Origin of the sequence: Bifidobacterium simiiventris (genome assembly GCF_019331715.1) — a bacterium.
GTDB classification, from domain to species: Bacteria; Actinomycetota; Actinomycetes; order Actinomycetales; family Bifidobacteriaceae; genus Bifidobacterium; species Bifidobacterium simiiventris.
Window position 1 is genome coordinate 103,568 of record NZ_JAHBBG010000001.1, and the last position, 15,177, is coordinate 118,744.

The 15,177-nt window shown below is 64.1% G+C and carries 28 protein-coding genes; 2 read left to right on the forward strand and 26 right to left on the reverse strand.

From position 1 onward, the window contains the following. Positions 1-3 precede the first annotated feature (3 nt). The 10 genes from KIH76_RS00405 to KIH76_RS00450 form a co-directional block, all read right to left on the reverse strand. Positions 4-348 carry a hypothetical protein gene (locus KIH76_RS00405; RefSeq protein WP_219068586.1) on the reverse strand — a complete coding sequence of 115 codons (345 nt, stop codon included), beginning with the start codon at positions 346-348 and terminating at the stop codon, positions 4-6. 7 nt (positions 349-355) lie between these two features. Next, positions 356-976: a hypothetical protein gene (locus tag KIH76_RS00410; protein ID WP_219068588.1), complete on the reverse strand. Its 621-nt coding sequence runs from the start codon at positions 974-976 to the stop codon at positions 356-358. Then, positions 973-1,170 carry a hypothetical protein gene (locus KIH76_RS00415; RefSeq protein WP_219068590.1) on the reverse strand — a complete coding sequence of 66 codons (198 nt, stop codon included), beginning with the start codon at positions 1,168-1,170 and terminating at the stop codon, positions 973-975. Before KIH76_RS00415 ends, KIH76_RS00410 begins: the two co-directional genes overlap by 4 nt. A 79-nt stretch (positions 1,171-1,249) precedes the next feature. Next, complete coding sequence (locus KIH76_RS00420) at positions 1,250-2,485, reverse strand: phage major capsid protein (RefSeq protein ID WP_219068592.1); 1,236 nt, start codon at positions 2,483-2,485, stop codon at positions 1,250-1,252. After that, positions 2,482-3,225 carry an HK97 family phage prohead protease gene (locus KIH76_RS00425; protein ID WP_219068594.1) on the reverse strand — a complete coding sequence of 248 codons (744 nt, stop codon included), beginning with the start codon at positions 3,223-3,225 and terminating at the stop codon, positions 2,482-2,484. The genes KIH76_RS00420 and KIH76_RS00425 overlap by 4 nt, the downstream gene beginning before the upstream one ends. Positions 3,226-3,239: 14 nt before the next feature. Next, positions 3,240-5,264 (reverse strand): phage portal protein, encoded by a 2,025-nt coding sequence (locus KIH76_RS00430; RefSeq protein ID WP_219068596.1) that lies wholly within the window; start codon positions 5,262-5,264, stop codon positions 3,240-3,242. A gap of 13 nt (positions 5,265-5,277) precedes the next feature. Continuing rightward, entirely contained in the window at positions 5,278-6,900 is a 1,623-nt protein-coding gene (locus KIH76_RS00435; RefSeq protein WP_219068599.1) for a terminase, read from the reverse strand. Between the two features lie 11 nt (positions 6,901-6,911). Further along, entirely contained in the window at positions 6,912-7,202 is a 291-nt protein-coding gene (locus KIH76_RS00440; RefSeq protein WP_219068601.1) for a hypothetical protein, read from the reverse strand. 181 nt (positions 7,203-7,383) lie between these two features. Continuing rightward, entirely contained in the window at positions 7,384-7,701 is a 318-nt protein-coding gene (locus KIH76_RS00445; RefSeq protein WP_219068603.1) for a hypothetical protein, read from the reverse strand. Then, complete coding sequence (locus KIH76_RS00450; RefSeq protein ID WP_219068605.1) at positions 7,698-8,132, reverse strand: hypothetical protein; 435 nt, start codon at positions 8,130-8,132, stop codon at positions 7,698-7,700. The genes KIH76_RS00445 and KIH76_RS00450 overlap by 4 nt, the downstream gene beginning before the upstream one ends. A 345-nt stretch (positions 8,133-8,477) precedes the next feature. Here KIH76_RS00450 and KIH76_RS00455 point away from each other — a divergent pair, with 345 nt between their 5' ends. Together KIH76_RS00455 and KIH76_RS00460 are read left to right on the forward strand one after the other, a co-directional pair. Continuing rightward, on the forward strand, positions 8,478-8,636 hold the full coding sequence (locus KIH76_RS00455; protein WP_219068608.1) for a hypothetical protein: 159 nt from the start codon (positions 8,478-8,480) through the stop codon (positions 8,634-8,636). Continuing rightward, positions 8,629-8,841, forward strand: a complete 213-nt coding sequence (locus tag KIH76_RS00460; protein ID WP_219068610.1) for a hypothetical protein — start codon at positions 8,629-8,631, stop codon at positions 8,839-8,841. Before KIH76_RS00455 ends, KIH76_RS00460 begins: the two co-directional genes overlap by 8 nt. 337 nt (positions 8,842-9,178) lie before the next feature. On the opposite strand, the gene KIH76_RS00465 is transcribed toward KIH76_RS00460, so the two are convergent. From KIH76_RS00465 to KIH76_RS00535, 16 genes are all read right to left on the reverse strand, one after another. Next, positions 9,179-9,916, reverse strand: a complete 738-nt coding sequence (locus KIH76_RS00465; protein ID WP_219068612.1) for a hypothetical protein — start codon at positions 9,914-9,916, stop codon at positions 9,179-9,181. Between the two features lie 95 nt (positions 9,917-10,011). Then, positions 10,012-10,200, reverse strand: a complete 189-nt coding sequence (locus tag KIH76_RS00470) for a hypothetical protein (RefSeq protein WP_219068614.1) — start codon at positions 10,198-10,200, stop codon at positions 10,012-10,014. A 42-nt stretch (positions 10,201-10,242) separates the two neighbouring features. Then, on the reverse strand, positions 10,243-10,485 hold the full coding sequence (locus tag KIH76_RS00475) for a hypothetical protein (protein ID WP_219068616.1): 243 nt from the start codon (positions 10,483-10,485) through the stop codon (positions 10,243-10,245). After that, entirely contained in the window at positions 10,482-10,613 is a 132-nt protein-coding gene (locus tag KIH76_RS11660; protein ID WP_274608019.1) for a hypothetical protein, read from the reverse strand. The genes KIH76_RS00475 and KIH76_RS11660 overlap by 4 nt, the downstream gene beginning before the upstream one ends. Positions 10,614-10,756: 143 nt before the next feature. Next, on the reverse strand, positions 10,757-10,972 hold the full coding sequence (locus KIH76_RS00480) for a hypothetical protein (protein ID WP_219068618.1): 216 nt from the start codon (positions 10,970-10,972) through the stop codon (positions 10,757-10,759). Between the two features lie 16 nt (positions 10,973-10,988). After that, positions 10,989-11,243, reverse strand: coding sequence for a hypothetical protein (locus KIH76_RS00485; RefSeq protein WP_219068620.1), 255 nt, complete (start codon positions 11,241-11,243; stop codon positions 10,989-10,991). Then, positions 11,240-11,458: a hypothetical protein gene (locus tag KIH76_RS00490; protein WP_219068622.1), complete on the reverse strand. Its 219-nt coding sequence runs from the start codon at positions 11,456-11,458 to the stop codon at positions 11,240-11,242. The genes KIH76_RS00485 and KIH76_RS00490 overlap by 4 nt, the downstream gene beginning before the upstream one ends. Beyond that, a complete protein-coding gene (locus KIH76_RS00495) occupies positions 11,455-11,784 on the reverse strand; it encodes a hypothetical protein (RefSeq protein WP_219068624.1) in 330 nt (109 codons plus the stop codon). Before KIH76_RS00495 ends, KIH76_RS00490 begins: the two co-directional genes overlap by 4 nt. Beyond that, positions 11,781-11,963 carry a hypothetical protein gene (locus KIH76_RS00500; protein WP_219068625.1) on the reverse strand — a complete coding sequence of 61 codons (183 nt, stop codon included), beginning with the start codon at positions 11,961-11,963 and terminating at the stop codon, positions 11,781-11,783. Before KIH76_RS00500 ends, KIH76_RS00495 begins: the two co-directional genes overlap by 4 nt. Further along, entirely contained in the window at positions 11,956-12,165 is a 210-nt protein-coding gene (locus KIH76_RS00505) for a hypothetical protein (protein ID WP_219068628.1), read from the reverse strand. The genes KIH76_RS00500 and KIH76_RS00505 overlap by 8 nt, the downstream gene beginning before the upstream one ends. Beyond that, positions 12,162-12,470: a hypothetical protein gene (locus KIH76_RS00510; protein WP_219068630.1), complete on the reverse strand. Its 309-nt coding sequence runs from the start codon at positions 12,468-12,470 to the stop codon at positions 12,162-12,164. Before KIH76_RS00510 ends, KIH76_RS00505 begins: the two co-directional genes overlap by 4 nt. Beyond that, a complete protein-coding gene (locus KIH76_RS00515; protein ID WP_219068632.1) occupies positions 12,467-12,730 on the reverse strand; it encodes a hypothetical protein in 264 nt (87 codons plus the stop codon). Before KIH76_RS00515 ends, KIH76_RS00510 begins: the two co-directional genes overlap by 4 nt. Continuing rightward, on the reverse strand, positions 12,727-13,104 hold the full coding sequence (locus tag KIH76_RS00520) for a DUF3310 domain-containing protein (protein ID WP_219068634.1): 378 nt from the start codon (positions 13,102-13,104) through the stop codon (positions 12,727-12,729). The genes KIH76_RS00515 and KIH76_RS00520 overlap by 4 nt, the downstream gene beginning before the upstream one ends. After that, the gene (locus KIH76_RS00525) at positions 13,101-13,751 is read right to left on the reverse strand and encodes a 3'-5' exonuclease family protein (RefSeq protein WP_219068636.1); all 651 of its coding nucleotides are present in this window, start codon (positions 13,749-13,751) and stop codon (positions 13,101-13,103) included. The genes KIH76_RS00520 and KIH76_RS00525 overlap by 4 nt, the downstream gene beginning before the upstream one ends. Continuing rightward, positions 13,748-14,164 carry an HNH endonuclease gene (locus KIH76_RS00530; protein ID WP_236036728.1) on the reverse strand — a complete coding sequence of 139 codons (417 nt, stop codon included), beginning with the start codon at positions 14,162-14,164 and terminating at the stop codon, positions 13,748-13,750. Before KIH76_RS00530 ends, KIH76_RS00525 begins: the two co-directional genes overlap by 4 nt. Continuing rightward, positions 14,161-15,156: a hypothetical protein gene (locus tag KIH76_RS00535; RefSeq protein ID WP_219068638.1), complete on the reverse strand. Its 996-nt coding sequence runs from the start codon at positions 15,154-15,156 to the stop codon at positions 14,161-14,163. Before KIH76_RS00535 ends, KIH76_RS00530 begins: the two co-directional genes overlap by 4 nt. Positions 15,157-15,177 lie beyond the last annotated feature (21 nt).

Here is a 15,177-nt window from a genome sequence, read left to right on the forward strand (position 1 = left end):
CGTTCAGCCTTTCCATGCGATGAGCGATATCACGATGTGGTCGAGGATCCCGGTCGGAGACGTCCAATGCGCCGGTTCGCCGTCGATCACGTAGTCGACGCCCTGCCATGTGATCCTGTCACCGGCTTGGATGTCCGCGTCGGGCGGCAGGTAGGCGGTCTGCAGGATCTGCGTGTTCAGGACGCGCGGATCGCCCAGGCTCAGACTGCTGCCGGCCGGTTGGACGGAGCAATGGCCGATCGTGTGGGTTTCGGCGTGCGTCCAGTCGGGGATATGCGAGCCGCGTTCCTCGATGAGGGGCGCACGGCTGACGGTGATCGTGTCATGGCAGAAGCTCGGCAGCATCATGGTCTCCTTAGAACGAGCGGGTGAGCGTGTAGGGGGCGAGCAGTTCCTTGTCCCTGTCGAGCAGGGTGATGCCGCCTGAGACGCCTGGCGCGGTCTGGTTGAAAGTAAGCGACACCTGTCCCGCCTGTTCGCGGTTGACGCCGGGCGTGGCCGCGAGGCTGGACGCGGCGATCTGCGCGGCGACCTGTTTGAGTGACGTCACGGCGGCGGGCGTGTAGCCGGCCGTGTAGTCGACGCGGACCGACCGCCATCCGCGCGGCCAGCATTGGAAGTTCGCGCGGCGCAGCAGGCCGTCCTCGCGCCATTCGTAGGCTCCCGGATCGAGTTCGGCGTCGTGCTCGTACACATGCGTAACGCCGGTGACCTCCAATGCGGGCAGACGAAGGAGACGGCCTTCGCCGCCGCCGGTCCACTCGCATGCCAGCACCGGCGTGACGTGCCATTGGCAGTGGCCTCGGATCGCGTCCGACACCGCGTCCAATGTGGTGATCACGCCGAGGTCGGCGGGGTCGTACCGGTTTTTCGTGAGCGCGGCGAACTCGTCCGGCGTGAGGATCGGCGGTAGCTTGGCCGGCTCGCCGTCGTCAGACGTTTGGAGGCTGTAGCCGAAGGCGGTCCTGATGCTCATCGTGATTTCGTCCTCACGCTCCTGCGCGCCGGCTTGTCGCTGGGCAGGTCGGGTTCCTCGTCGCGCATCGCATTGGACGCGAACCCGATCCTGTTGGCCGTCACGGAGGCGTGCGCGACCTCGACCGCGCCTTTCGGCTCGTTTCCGGGATGGTAGAGGAACGTGCTGCCGTTGTACGAGTATTCCCTCATCATGGTCTGTCTTCTCCTTACGTCTTCACTGGAAACCAAGGGGGCCCGAGCCGTGCGGCGCGGGCCCGGAGAGGCGGGCGCGTCAGGCGCCCGGGGTGGCCGTCTTGACGGTGGACACCTTCACGAACGCGGCCGGATAGCGCACCGCGAGCGCGAGACGTTCCTCGACGCGCACGGTGATGCGGTTGTTGGTGAAGTCGTCCTCGTTCGCGTTGGTCAGTTCGACGCGTACGCCGCCCTTGCGGATCAGGCTCGCGCCCTGGCTGAACGCGCCGACGATCGCGGTGCCGGCCGGCACGGCGGAAGTGACGACGGTGCGCAGTCCCCATAGGGGCGGGTTGTTGAGGATGCCGCCCTGGCCGTACTGGCCGGTGAACGGGCCGCCGGCGATGTACTGGCCGTTCGCGTCCTTGTTCAGCCGCAGCGTCTGGTAGTCGGCCGGGTTGATGACGACGCCGTCCGCGGCGAACGGCGTCTGGTCCTGCACCTTGGTGGCGGCGCGGAACAGTGCGTCGAACGCGCTGGTCTCGCCGTCCGCGACGGTTTCGGTCTGGATGCCGTCGCGGTTGAGCAGGCCCTTGAGGTTCTTGCCCGTGCCGTCGCCGTTGAGGAGCTGGTTCTCCTCGAAAAGTCCGAGCATGTACAGGGCGCGGTTGTCGATCGAGCTGGTGAGCCATGGCAGGTCTTCGAGGATCTCGTCGCTTTCCTTGTAGTAGGCGGCGATCTTGGTCAGGGCTTCGGTGACCGGGGTCGGGTCGCCGAAGTGGATCTGCGGTTTCTGCTCGTTTTCGGCGACGGTCTGGTAGTCGCCTTCGACCGGGCCTTCCACGAAGTAGGTCAGGCTGGTGCCGCTGATGGTCTCGGTTCCGAACAGGTCGGCGATGACGAGCTGGCGGCGTTTGGCGAGCACGATGTTCGTGTCGACCGTGGTCAGGGCGGGGGCGAGGGACGCCGGCGTGGTCACGACGTCGGTGTTCGCCTTGAACTCCGGGGTGACGATGTCCAGACGGCCCATGCCCTTGGCGTAGCCGTGCGCGTCGAGGCTCTTGGCGGCGAGGTCGCCGAGGCTCTTCGCCTGCGGGTCGCGGATGCCGCCCTGCGGGTCGGCCGGGGACGCGCCGGGCTCGCTGCCGCCGAACGCCTTGAGCATGTCCATGACGTTCTTGGCCTGCGCCGCGTCCTGTTCGAGGGCGGGCATGTCCTTTTCCTTGATTTCGGTGACGCGCTTGATGGCGGTCTCGTCGCCGGCCTGCACCTTCGGCAGCAGGCCCTTGAGTTCGGTCTGCAAAGCGGCGCGGCGCTTTTCGATTTCGTTCATCGAATTTCCTCCGATTTCCTTAGTAGGTTGGTGATTTCCTCGACAGCGCTGCGCCTCGCGTCCGTGGCCTCCTCGTTGCCCTTCTTGGGGTCCTCCGAGTTGCCCGGATCGTTTACGTCACTGTCGTTCGACCCGGTATCGTCCGAGTCGACGGTTGAGACGACCTCCTTGAGAAGGCCGAGGGCCTGCCGCAGCTTGTCCTCGTTCTTCTTGGAGAGGGTGCGGCCGGACTTGAATCCGGCCTGTTTGACGTCGACCACGTCGGCGTGCTGGTTCGCGGGGATCGGTACGAGCGACACCTCGAACAGGTCGAGTTTTCGCAGCTCGTGCGCCTTCATGCCGTCGTCGAGTTCGGTCTGGCCGTCCTCGAGCACGTCGAACGCGAAGCTCATCTTGGACAGTCGTTTCTCCTTGACGAGCTTGCGCACGTACTGTGCGGTCGGATTGTCCGGGTCGAACTCCGCGGTGATCTTCAGGCCGCGTTCGTCCTCCACGGCGTCGGTGACGCCGCCGATGTTCATCGTCGGATCGTCGGTGCGATGGCCGAACAGGAGCGGGATCGTGTTGCCCGACTCCTTCCACGCCTTCAACGTGTCCGTGAACGCGCCGGGCGCGATCACGTCCCCATAGCTGTCGGGATCGCGGTCGAACGTGGACGCGTAGGCGACGAGCGTGCCGCCGCCCGTCGCATTGTCTTCATCGTCCTTCATTTGGAACGTGAAGTCTTTTCGCATGTGCATGATGGTTGCCTTTCTCATGGGATGGTGACCTCGACCTCGCAGGTGCAGCCGGCGATTTCGTCGATGCCGAGCGCGTTCTTGTCGCCCGGCCAGTCCGCGCCGTTCGAGAACGGCTTGCGGTAGGCGACGGTCTGCCCGTTCATCGCCGCATGCGACGGACGCGGGTTCGACGAGGTCACGATCCACGTCTTGACCGTCGACGCGGGCGCTTTCTGCCGGCACGCCTCCAACGTGCCCCAGCCGGACACGGCGGTGGCGATGCCGACCGCGGCCTTGGCCGCACGCGCGCCGATCGCGGCCGCGAACACGCCGGCCGGATCGTGCTTCTCCGCGTCGTCGTCCAATCCGCCGGTGATAGCCGTGACGAGCTGGCGCAACGTGACCTGGTTGATGCCGTGCGCGCGGCCTTCGGCCATGTCGGTCAGGTAGGCGACGGTGCGCGCCTCGTCGTACGAGTCCGGGTCGATGCCCAGGTTCTCGAGCGCCATGCGGGCCGCTTGGGTGGATTGGCTGACCATGAAGGGTCGCAGGTCGTCGGCGAGCTCGCGATCCCATCTGGCCGCATCCCACCAGTCCGGCGTCTCGTCGGATTTGAACGAGTGTTCGCCGTGTTTGGCGCCGATTGCGGCGAGGACGCTGTCGCGTTGGCGTTTGAAGAACCGTTTCAACGTGTCGGCGATCTCGTCCGCCTGTTCCTTGCCGGGGTGTCCCCGCGCCTTGCGCGGCGGTGTCGCGGTTTTGGCGTTGATGGGTGTGGCTTGTTTGCCGTTGATCATCTGGCCGATGACAGTGAGCGCGTGGCCGGCGTTCGCGTACGGGTCGGCTGGCGTGATGCCGTCGCCGGAGTCCGTGGGTGATGCCTGGCCGCCGATGAGCACGTTCAATGGGGTGACGATGTCGTCGCCGCCGTCGATGCGCGGCAGGTTCGCCAATGCTCGCGCCTCGTTCCGCGTCATCCACGGGGCGCCCACCGACGACTGGATCTGGGACGCCTGGTCTTCGAAGTTGCCGGAGAGTTTGGCCTGGATGTCGAATTCGACGTATTCGTCGTCGGACATGCCGAGCATGGGCAGGAGCCGCATGTTGATGCGGTCGGCGATCATCCTGAGGTCCGGGCCGAGCGTGTCGGTGTAGAGCATGCGCGCGTATTCGCGCACGTTCGCATAGGTGGCGCCCTCGGTCGCCCCGACCATGGTGGGGTTGAGATGATATACGCTGGCGACGGTCTGGAGACTCAACTTGGTGGTTTCGAGCCATTGGGCCTCTCGGGCGTTGAACGCGGCCGAGTTGATGGTCATGCCGTCCTCGAGCACCGGCATCTTGCCGGCGTTCGACCCGCTGTCGCCGGTCCATTTCTCCTGCATTTCGGTCTTGAACCGTTCGGCCTGCGCGTCCGTCCAGGGCTGCACGTTCGCGGGTCGGCTGATGTACTTGTCGAACCGGCCGCCGTTGCGCCATACCTGTTCGCGGAATTTCCACGCGTCGTATTGTTCGGCGAGGATCTGCTTCAACGCGTCGACCGGGCTGTTGCCCATGCGCGGGTCGGCGGGGTTCCACCCGTGGAAGACCAGCAGTTGCCTGGCGGGGATGGTGATCGGCGGATTCGCGTTGTAGGGGTTGGAGAAGGTGAGCGTGTCGAATCCGAAGCCGCTGGTGTCCGTATAGGACAGGATCCATGACGGCGGGATGGGGCGGATGAGCCATCCGGACGGGGTGACGTTCTTGGCGGGGATGATCCACCAGTAGGCGTTGTCGTAGAGCTTGAGGTCGGAGACGAGCGCGTAGACCAGCTCGTAGCCGGTCATGTCCGGGTTCGGTTCGCGCAGCAGCCTGTAGAGGATGCTGTCGCAGTCGCGTTCTCGGTCGTTGTCCGCGTTGCGCCGGTAGCATTTCAATGGCAGTTGGGCGACGTTGGACGCGAGGAAGCTGATCACGGTGCGCAGGTGCGGCTGAGTCTGGTAGAGACGTTCCGCGCTTTCCCCTCGCACGCCGGTGACGTTGTTGCGTATGGTGACGGTGCGTCCGTCGATGTTCGCCATTCGATGTCACCTCCTAGATCATGACGAGTCCAGTGTTTCTGCCGGCGTAGGCGCTCGGGTAGATGTTCGCCGTCTGCCGGCCGTTGTTCTCGGCGAGCCACAGCGCCATGCCCAGGGCGATCAGGGGCGCGGCGTCGACGAGGCTGTTCTGTCGGTCGAGTCCCCATGCGCCGTCCCCCAGCTTTCTCGTGGCCGCGCTTTTGGCGGCATCGTCCAATACCGGGCTTGGCCGGTGGAACAGTTTCAGTGAATCGGATCGGGAATGCTCGTCGCATGCGCTCACCGCGTCCCAGAGACGGCCGAAGCTCGCGGCCACGTCCGGACCGGTGACCGGTATCGTCTCCACGTTCGGCAGATTGTGCAGGAGTTCGGCCACGCTGCTGACGGGCGCGCCGCGGCCTTGGAAGGCGACGCGGTAGTGTTTGGCGGGCCGGTCGCGGAACCATCGGATGATCCAGTCGATGCCGGCGCGCCGGGCGACGATCTCCCCGTGCCAGTTGCCGTCGTCGCGTTTGGAGACGACCGCGATGGTCGAGAAGTTGCGGTCCGCGCTCGTGTCCACGCCCCAATAGGTGGGCGCGTTCTCGGCGCGATGCGAGTCGGGGTCGACGCCCGCCTCCCACGCCGCGGCGGGCAATGGGGGTTCGATGTCGGCGGTGACCCATTGGCACAGGTATTCGGTGCGGTAGCCGGCCTCGGTGTTGCTCTGGATCTTCGCGCGGACGGACGCGACCGATTTGCCGCCGTAGCCGATCGACGGGTTCGCCTGGCGGATCGCCGTCTCGTCGTCCATCGGGCAGCCGTCGGGCGCGCTCCATTCGAACAGGCCTGTGTCGCACAGTTCGGGATGCTCGGCCGCGTACTCCTCCGGCGGAGTGAGGCCGCTTTCCACGTTCTGACGCCACGCGTCGATCTGGTTGAGCGCCGAATCCCGCTGCTTCTGCAGTACGACGCTCGTGGCGTCGCCAGCGTTGGACATGCATACGAGCATGCCGCTCCAAAACGCCGACGTGGTCGGTTCGACTGCGTTCCACCCGTCGAACGTCTTCTGCTCGCGCAGTTCGTCCATCAGGACGCGCGCCGCCGGCTTGCCGCGCGCGCTCTTGACGGCGCGGATCTCGTAGGAGGCGAGGTTGTCGGCGGTGATGTGTTCCTTGCCGTTCGTGAAGCTGATCGGCAGGGTGCGTTCCTGCAGTGCGGGGATGACGAGCTTGGCTTCGGCCGCGCTGCGCGGCTGGGGGTTGCACCAGTTGACGACCCTGTCCCATGGTTCGCGCGCGTTGTCGAGCGACTGGCTGACGCCGACGATGAGGAACTCGACCGGCGGCACCCGGTCGGGGTGCCGGTTCGAGTCGACGTGCAGCCACCAGTCGGCGAGCACGGCGCCGAGCGTGGTCTTGCCGTTCTGGCGGGCGACCAGGACGATGACCTTGCTGTACCGGTACGCGCCGTCGGTTTTCAGTTCGAGCATGTGGATGAGTAGCCATTGCTGCCACGGGCGCAGGTTCACGTGCAGGACGTGTTCGGCGTAGGCGATGACCGCGTAGCCGGCGCTCGTCTCGGGCGTCAGCCCGCGCAATGGACGGGTCCATATGCGCGGCACGGTGCTTCCGTGCATGGCGTCGTCGCCCATCATGCGCCTCCCTGTCAGCCGTATTTCCTGAGGTAGTCCTCGAAGTCGTTGCGCGGCGGCGCAGCTCCGGCCGTACCCGCCGTCTGCTTCGACGCCTGTTGCAGGTCGAAGCCGAGCTGCGCGCACGTGCTGTTGAACGTGCGCCATACGTTGTAGGACACGTCGCCGTGCTCGTGGTCGATCATGTCGGCCTGATAACGGATGGAGCACAGCATGGCCGCGTTCGCGTCGAGGTCGAGCCGGCCGTCTTTTTTCGCGGCCCTGATGGAGCGTTCCACAGCGCCGCGCAACCGTCCGAACGCCATATGGAATCACCCCGTTTCTTCCAAAGCCAAGGTTTCTAAAGCGTCGAAGGTTTGAAAACGTTGGAATCAAGCCGTTTGCCGGCCATGCCGCCGGTGTTTCGCACATGCCGGGGAGAGAGGAAGACTGCCGGCCCCACTCAGCCGTCGAGCCGTCGCGAACATTTCGACCGCCCATACCCGTCTACCAGGCCTCGCTCGGCTCGCCGATCGCGTTGCCGTCCGACGCGGACGCCTGACGGCTGCGGTTGCACGAGCAGTGCGACGGCTTGATGTGCGACGGGTCCTCGCCGTATCGGGGCGCGACGCTTAACGGCGGATCGTGGTCGGGTTCCCATGCGTCCGGCGACTGCGCGGGCGCATGGTAGTCGATGGGCTGGCCGCACAGATGGCACGGCGCGTCCGCGGCCATGTCCCGGCGCAGGCAGTAGGGGCGGACTATCTCGCGCCAGTGTCTGGTGCTTCTCCCCCAGCCGTGCGGATAGCCGGGGATGTCGCTCATGCGGTGGCGGTGGTGACGGTGATCGCCGCCGTGGTCTTGTCCGAGAACGTGACGGTGCCGCCGGTGATCTTGCCGGCCGCGTCGGCGGTCAAGGCGATCGTGGTCACGCTCCTGCCGTCCGCGCCCTTGGCTCCGGCCGCTCCTGCCGGCCCGGTGGCGCCCGTGGCGCCTCGAGCGCCGGCCGCGCCGGGATCACCCTTCGCTCCGGCCGGGATACCGAGCGTGAGCGTGCCGGCGTCAAGCGACGCCGTCGGCGCGACACCGGCCGCGAGCGCGGTGGCCTTGACCGTGCTGATCGCGGCTTGCGCCCCGGCGGTGATGTCGGTGGGGTTGCCGTTCGCGTCGACGAACTGGATGCGTTTGACCTGCTGGCGCTCCGGTTTGTTGGCCGGGTCGTTGACCGTTTGCGCGTAGGTGATCGCGTCGCTCATTTGGATGCTCCTTCACTGGTTGGAATCGTTGGAAAATGTCGGTGTGTCTTGTGCTTCCGGCTTGCATATCTATATGAACTGTGTTATTATAGATATGTCGGCAAGGAAGACCGGCAACAGCTCAAGAGCGAAAGGAGGAAGCGGGATGCACCTCGACTGGGTCGGCGCGATAACTGGCGTCATCTCAATGCTCATCAGTCTCGGAGAGTTCGTTCTCCATCTGATCGAACACCGCGAGGAGCACCACGGCAACCACAAGCCGAAGCATAGGAGGTAACAAAAGAGGGGTTCTGGGCGAAGGTGCCGCCCGGAATCCCTCATACCTCCAGCATCCCGCAAACCATCATGAAACGCAAATTCACCGCCATCGCCGGACTTGCCTCGTCCGTTGCCGCAGCGGCATGCGCGTTCGCCGGCTTCGCGCCGTGGATCACGGCACTGTTCGCCATCGCCGCCGGCATCGACTGCCTCACCCTCGGCCTGTTCGGAGACCACGATGACTGAACACTACCTCGGCGTCACCGACGTGGCCAACCGACTCGGCATCGCCAAGTCGGCGGTCAGCGCCTACAAACTGCCCGAACCCGACGCGATGATCGGCAAAACCCGCGGCTGGTCAATCGAAACCATCGACCAATGGAACGCCAACCGTCCCGGCCGAGGCGTCGGCGGAGGCCGACCACGCAAACACCCAAAAAACGACGAATAAACGAACGGCGCTCGCGAACAATATCGCGGGCGCCGTTTTCTTGTTGGTGGCTTGGGCGGTATTCGAAGCCGCGAACCAGTGACGGTGTTTTCTGGTCATCGCGCCATCCCGGCGTGATCCTTTAGTCCTCTCAGGCACGCAAGCCAAAACATGCGATCGGCTTCACGTCCGGCCGGATTCGAACCGGCGACCCTATGACCGTAGCCATACCCTCTAGCCGCTGAGCCTACGAAGGCGAATCCGATCGCATCGCGTGTCATCGCCATGCTCGCATGGAAATGACCACACTAGTAGTAATAACGTGGACAGTTCACGCATGTCAAATCCCGTGGACAGTTCACATCGCCTTGCGTCCGCGGCCGCTGCGGTTGAGCGCCTGCCACACGTCCCACACGAGGAACACCGGCGAACCCGCCTCGTCGACCGCGACCGCGTGGATGACATCCCTCGCGCCCCAGTGAGAGATCGTGTTCGCCTTCACGTCAATACCCCACGGGGCCAAGAGGCGGCTGATCGAACTGGCGGTGCCGCGCGCGCCGCCGACCGCGACCATCGCCATGCTCGAACGGTGGATATCCTTGATCCTGTGCTCCGCCCGGCATTGATCGCACGCCTTGTACCCGGATTGCAGTTCAAGCGGGTCACAGCGCAGCTCGCACCCGCAGTCGGGGCACCAGCCGATCATCTTCGTGTCCGGCGGTGGATCCAGCATGCGATCCAACCGAACCGCCGCCTGATCGACGAGCTCCGCCAACGCGGGAAAATCACGCCGGACGACGAGCCGGCCCTGGTTGCGGATGACGCCCGCGAGCAGGTCGACCGTGTCCATCGCGTGGTGCGCATGGAGTCCAGCGGCTCGCGTCATGGTGAGTGTGAGCTTGTCGATGTCCTGCATGAGCTGCCATGCGCCCAGATTCATGGGCACGGGCGCGGTGGAGCGCGTGCCGTGCCCGCCCGTGTCGTGGATGACGGTGGCGCGGCGCATCGCGATGTCATGCAACGGCTGGTACCCGGTTTTCAGCGAGCGCAGGTCGGCGTCGAATCTGGTTTGTGGATCGTGTTGGTGTTCGGTCATGTGTTCGAAGCCCTCCGCGCTGTTGGCTATGATGGTTGCTGTCAGGCGTGATCCTCTGCTCGTGTTCGGGTGGAGGGTTTCGTTTTTGTGTGGGGTTATTCGAACAGTGGTGGTTCGATGAATTGGGGTTTGTATTGGTCGGATGGTTTTTCGGGTGGTTCTGGGTGGGTGAGGACGTCGTGGACTTCGTTTTCGCTCAGGCCGAGGAGTTTGGCGGTGGTGGGAATGTCGTAGCCGCGTTCGGCCCAGTGGCGGATCATGTCGCGTTTGGCTTTGCTGGTCATGATGAGGCTCTTTTCGTGTAGGGGTTGATGGTGTGGTCGGGTTCATCGTCGTACTTCGTCGAGTACGTTGATTGCCTTGATGTCGCTGCCGAGCCGGTTGACGCCGCACAGTTCGTACAGCAGGTGGAACTGACAGTCCAGGTCGTAGCAGGATCGCATGTTGGGATGGTGTTTGAGCCATCCGTCGAGCGTCTGCCCGCTATTGGTGATCGCGATGAACCGGTGGCCGTCCAGATACGCCAATTGCATGTGCCGCCAGTCGATCGACTCGTGCACGAGGCTCACTGTGATCGCCCCTTGTCGGCTCCGTCGGCGTGCGCCCAATCACAGTCAAACGCGCCATGAGAGCCGGTGATGCAGGTGACGCGGCGCGAGTCCGGCATCGTGATCACGCATGTCTGGTAATAGGTCATGTAGTTCGAGCATTCGCTCGTGGTTACCGCATCCGTGTTCGTGTCCGAGTCTTCCTCGGGCGGGGACACGCAGCCGGCGAGCGCGCTAATGTAAAAAACAGTGCAAACTAATGTGATAATACGTCGAACTAATGTGATTCGGTTCATGATTCCTCTTGTGTGGTCGTTTTCTGGTTGTTGCGTATGCGCTTGTAGTTGCGGACCCATTTGTTGATCATCAGGGTGAGCGTGTTGCACAGGGTTTGTGCGCCGTCGTCGGATAGTCGGGTTACTGCGGAGTTGATGGTCAGGTTGATGGTGTCGCCGTCGCTGGTGGCCTCGCCGATCTGATGGTTGCCGTAGTGGATGGTGATTCTCATGGCTCCTCCTTTCGGTTTATCGGTCGCCGTCTCGGTAGGGGTTGATGCCTTGGGCTTCCTTCATGCTGTCGAAGCGGCCGTAGCGTGCCTGCATGAGTTGTTTGCCTTCCTCGTAGGCCTGAATGGTTTCCTCGTTGGTGCGGGTGAACGGATAGGCGTTGTCGGCGATCGCGTTGACGTGCACGTTGGTGAAGCCTGCGGCTTCGAGGCGCTGCTGGATGGTGAGCATGCTGTGGGCCGGTGTTTGGGCGGTGAAGCTGACCTGCATCAATGCGTCCTTTCCTTGTTGGTGAGTTGTTTGGCGACGTGTTCGCCGAGCGGGGTGATCTGCCATCGGCCCCATGAGGCGTGTTCGATGTAGTCACGCTCTTCGAGGGCTTCGAAGGTGCGCCGTTGGTTGCGATCCTCCGGGTAGGCGCTGCCCCGCTCCCAGATGTCGAGCAGCAGGCCGCGCATGGCCGGCGTAAGCCGTATGCGATCGCTCATGCCGTGGCCTCCATCCCGTTGATGATGTCCAAGGCGGTGGCGGCGAGACGCACCCACCAGTCGAATACCTTGTCGGCGATGGCTTTGCCGCTCTCGTAGACGATCGGGCAGTCACCCACCTCGTCGCGCAGTCGTATCGCGAGCCGTTCGGCCTCGTCCACCCCGGCCGGCTTGCGATTGATGGCCTGTTCGATCTGAACGGCGAGCGCGAGTGCAGCATCGTGACCTTGGGTGCATCCGATGACATAGGCTTCGGCGGGGCTGTCGTTGCCGAGGCCGGCGCCGGCGAGCGCGTTCAATGCCTGTTGGGTGATGTCAATGCTCATGCGCGGGCCTTTCTGTGTTTGCGTTCGGCCTTCCACTTCGGGTGGTAGAGGAGGAACGCGGTGATCGTGCTCATTGGCTCCCAGAAGTCGCCCCATTGGTCGAGATGCCACCATTGCCCGCAGACGGGGCAGCGCCATACCGGATCGCAACCAGTGGGCTTGCAATACTGACTACTCATCCCGGGCCTCCTCTAGGTCGCTGATATCCGTTTCGATGCCGCCGAGCACGAACACATTGCCCGCGAGCGCCTTGATGTCCTTCCGATCGACCTCGTACACGGCCGGCGGCGCGAGGGTTTCGCTTATCATGTCGAGAGCGCTCGCGAGCGCGGTTTCAAGCATGCTTTGGGTGAATATCTTCGCGGTCTTCCGCTCGTTCATCGCATGGCCTCCTTACGCGCCGCGTCCAATGCGAGACAAGCGAGCTTGCGGTATTGGGCCTTCGCGTCCGGGTTCAACCCCGGCCACAACGGTCTGACCTCTTCCATGCTCATGCCCGTGGTGCCGGTGTAGACGGCGAGCGCAGCCGCGTCGATCTCGCGATCGGTGGGCGTGCGGTTCACGCCGGCCTTGTACGCCTTACGCGACGCGAGGCACTGACCCAACCGGGTGATGCCGGTGGGGCGCTCGCCGTTGTCGGGGTATGGGTAGCGTTCTTCGATCTCCTGGGTGATGATGCTGCTCATAGTGTTTGGTCTTTCGTGGTGAGGGGCTGGTATTCGAGGCTGTAGGGCGCGAGTTTGCTGCGGTGGTCGCGGTGGACGTGGACGATGCCGATGTCCCGCTCGTCGAACGTTTCGGCGCACTTGGGGCAGACATCGATTTCGATTTCACCGATCGGGCTCATATTGTTGCTGTTGGCCGAATAGCCTGACAGGTGGAAGTGCAGGGCCTTGAATTTGCCGGTTTCGCTGCCGCATTGGTCGCAGTAGATGCGGGTGCTCATAGCTGTTTGTTCCTTTCACTGTCGATGACGGAGTCGAGGCAGAGCAGGGCGCTGTCCGGGTATCCTTGGCTGAGGCTTCTCCAGATTCCGGCTTCGACGTTGGTGATGCCGGTGTCGTCGGCGAGCGCGGTGAGGATTTTCTGTTGTTGTCGTGTCCATGCGATCTTTTCGCCGTAGTCGATGACGCGGCATAGGTACCATCGGGCTTTTTCGAGGTCTTCGACGGGTCGGCCCTTCGAGTGGTAGCGCCAGAGGTATTTGCAGCAGTTGCCGAGGCAGAAGCTCGTGTCTGCGGTCAGGTCGATGCATTCCATGCCGGGGTGCGAGTCGGTGTAATGGCGGGGGCTGTTCACGGGGTCGTTGATCCAGCTCATGATTCGGTTTCCTCTCGTACGATGCGCAGCAGGTCGAGGTAGGCGGCGTAGTCGTTGCGGTCTCGGGTGATGCAGTCGGTGACGCGGTGGGTGCCCGTGTGGCCTTTGTAGGGGTTGACGTCCAGTGCGGTGTCCGCGAGGCGGAATGTGCTGAGGTCGAGTTTCCTGTGGTTGGTGAGTTCCCTGAGGTAGTCGGGGTGGATGTATCCGGCGAGTTGGTTGGTGAGCAGGTCGATGTCGTAGTCCACGTTGGTGCCGGCCGGGTGGAGTTCGTATCGGGCGGCCTGATCCGAGAGGAATTCGGACAGGTCGAGCGCGGTCTGCCGGTAGCCGGCCGCATGGGGGTCGAGGTCCATGACGGTGTCCAGCAGGTGGTTGTCCAGGTGCATGCGCAATACCTTGGGGTCGAGGTCGTAGAGGCTGAGCGTGTCGGGGCGTACCGGGCGGACGAACCGGTCGTGTTCGGTCGCGCCGTCCATGCCGGTGACGACCATGCCGATCTCCAACAGCTTGGACTTGGTGCGGCTGATGCCGGTGGTCTCCACGTCGACCCACAGGAGCATGTGGGGCTTCTCGGGCGGCCGGGGCGGGTCGAGCGGGATCGGCTGGCCGCCGACGGTGAGCGTGTGAGTGGTGTTAGCGTTCATGATTGGGTTCCTTTCAGATGGTGGATGTCGGGGATGTAGCTCGGCATGCCTTCCGGCGGTGGGACGGGATGGCGTCGGCCGTCGTCGTCGAGCTGCTGCCAGCCGTGGCGGGGATAGTAGACGGGCGTGGTGGTGGGGTCTTGCCATGAGTGGACGAGGTAGCCGAGCTGGTAGGCGGTCTGGCCTGCTTGGTCGTGTACCCAGCCGTGGCAGCCGTCCGAGCCGCTGCCGCACAGGGGCAGCAGGTTGCCGGCTTGGTGCAGGCCGGTGTATCCGTGGCCTTGGCTTCGTTTGAGCCGGTGGTGGATGCTGTGCCCGCTCCAGTGCGTGTCGATGTTTCGGCCGCAGATGGCGCATTTCCAGCCGTCTCGGCCGAGCACTTGCCGGCGGGTTTCGGGTGTCGGCCCGCTCATGATGGCCTTCCTTTCCTTGTGAGTTCCTTGACGACCCTTTCGGCCGCCTGTTCGGGGTCTCCCCCGGCTTTGACGTTGGCCCAGAACGTTCCGACTATCGATCCCTCGAAGCTGCCTTCGGGCACTTGGCTGAGGATGTGTTCTTGAAGCCATTGCTCGTCGCAGATGCCCCATGTGTATCGAGGTTTGGCCGGTTTGGGCAGCCAGTCGAGGTAGCCGCCTTCTTCGAGCCATCTGCCCATGCCCTTGACGAACCGGTCATCGGCGTCGCCGTCTCGGACGGCTTTCTGGTAGCGCTCGACGGCGGCTAGGAGCGCTTCGGGTGTGGCCTGTGACGTCACGGCCGTACCGTCGGTGACGGCCTGCCATGCGATCCGGGCACGGTCGGGCGATCCGGTGTGCTTCGGGTACAGGCTCCACGCCGTGGCGAACGGGTCGAGCATCGCCCGGGCCTCGATTTCGGCGATCGACACGGTTTGCTTCGATCCCGGCCCGGAGGGGTCAGGGGAGGTTAATGGATCGGATAGGTTAGGTATGGTTCCCTTTGCTTCAAGCAACCGCGAAGCATTTGCTTCCGTTTTGCTTGAAGCACTTGCTTCACCGTCAACGTCGTGCGGGGCAGTGGCGTTTGCTTCGGCCTTGCTTCGTCGTGCGCGGCCGCTGGCCTTGCCGCCCTTGCGTCCGGCCTCGCTACGTTTGCCGCTCAGGTCGGCACCGCCGGCGAACTTGCACAGGTTCGCGGCCTGCACGATCGCGTACACGCCGGTATCGGTCTGCACGAACAGGCCGGCCGCGACGCATTCGGCCACGAGCCTCGGGGTGCCGCCGAGCTTGCGCAGGCGGCGCATGTCGAAGGTGCCGTCATAGTCCTTGTCGCGCATCTGCCGGCCGACGTAGCTGCCGGCCTTGACCCACAGGCCGAGCGCGGCGAGGGGCACGTCTTCGGTCTGCGGCGCGTCGTACACGCCGTCGTCAACCATGAACCAAGTCATAGGGAACCTCTCTCAATGTGA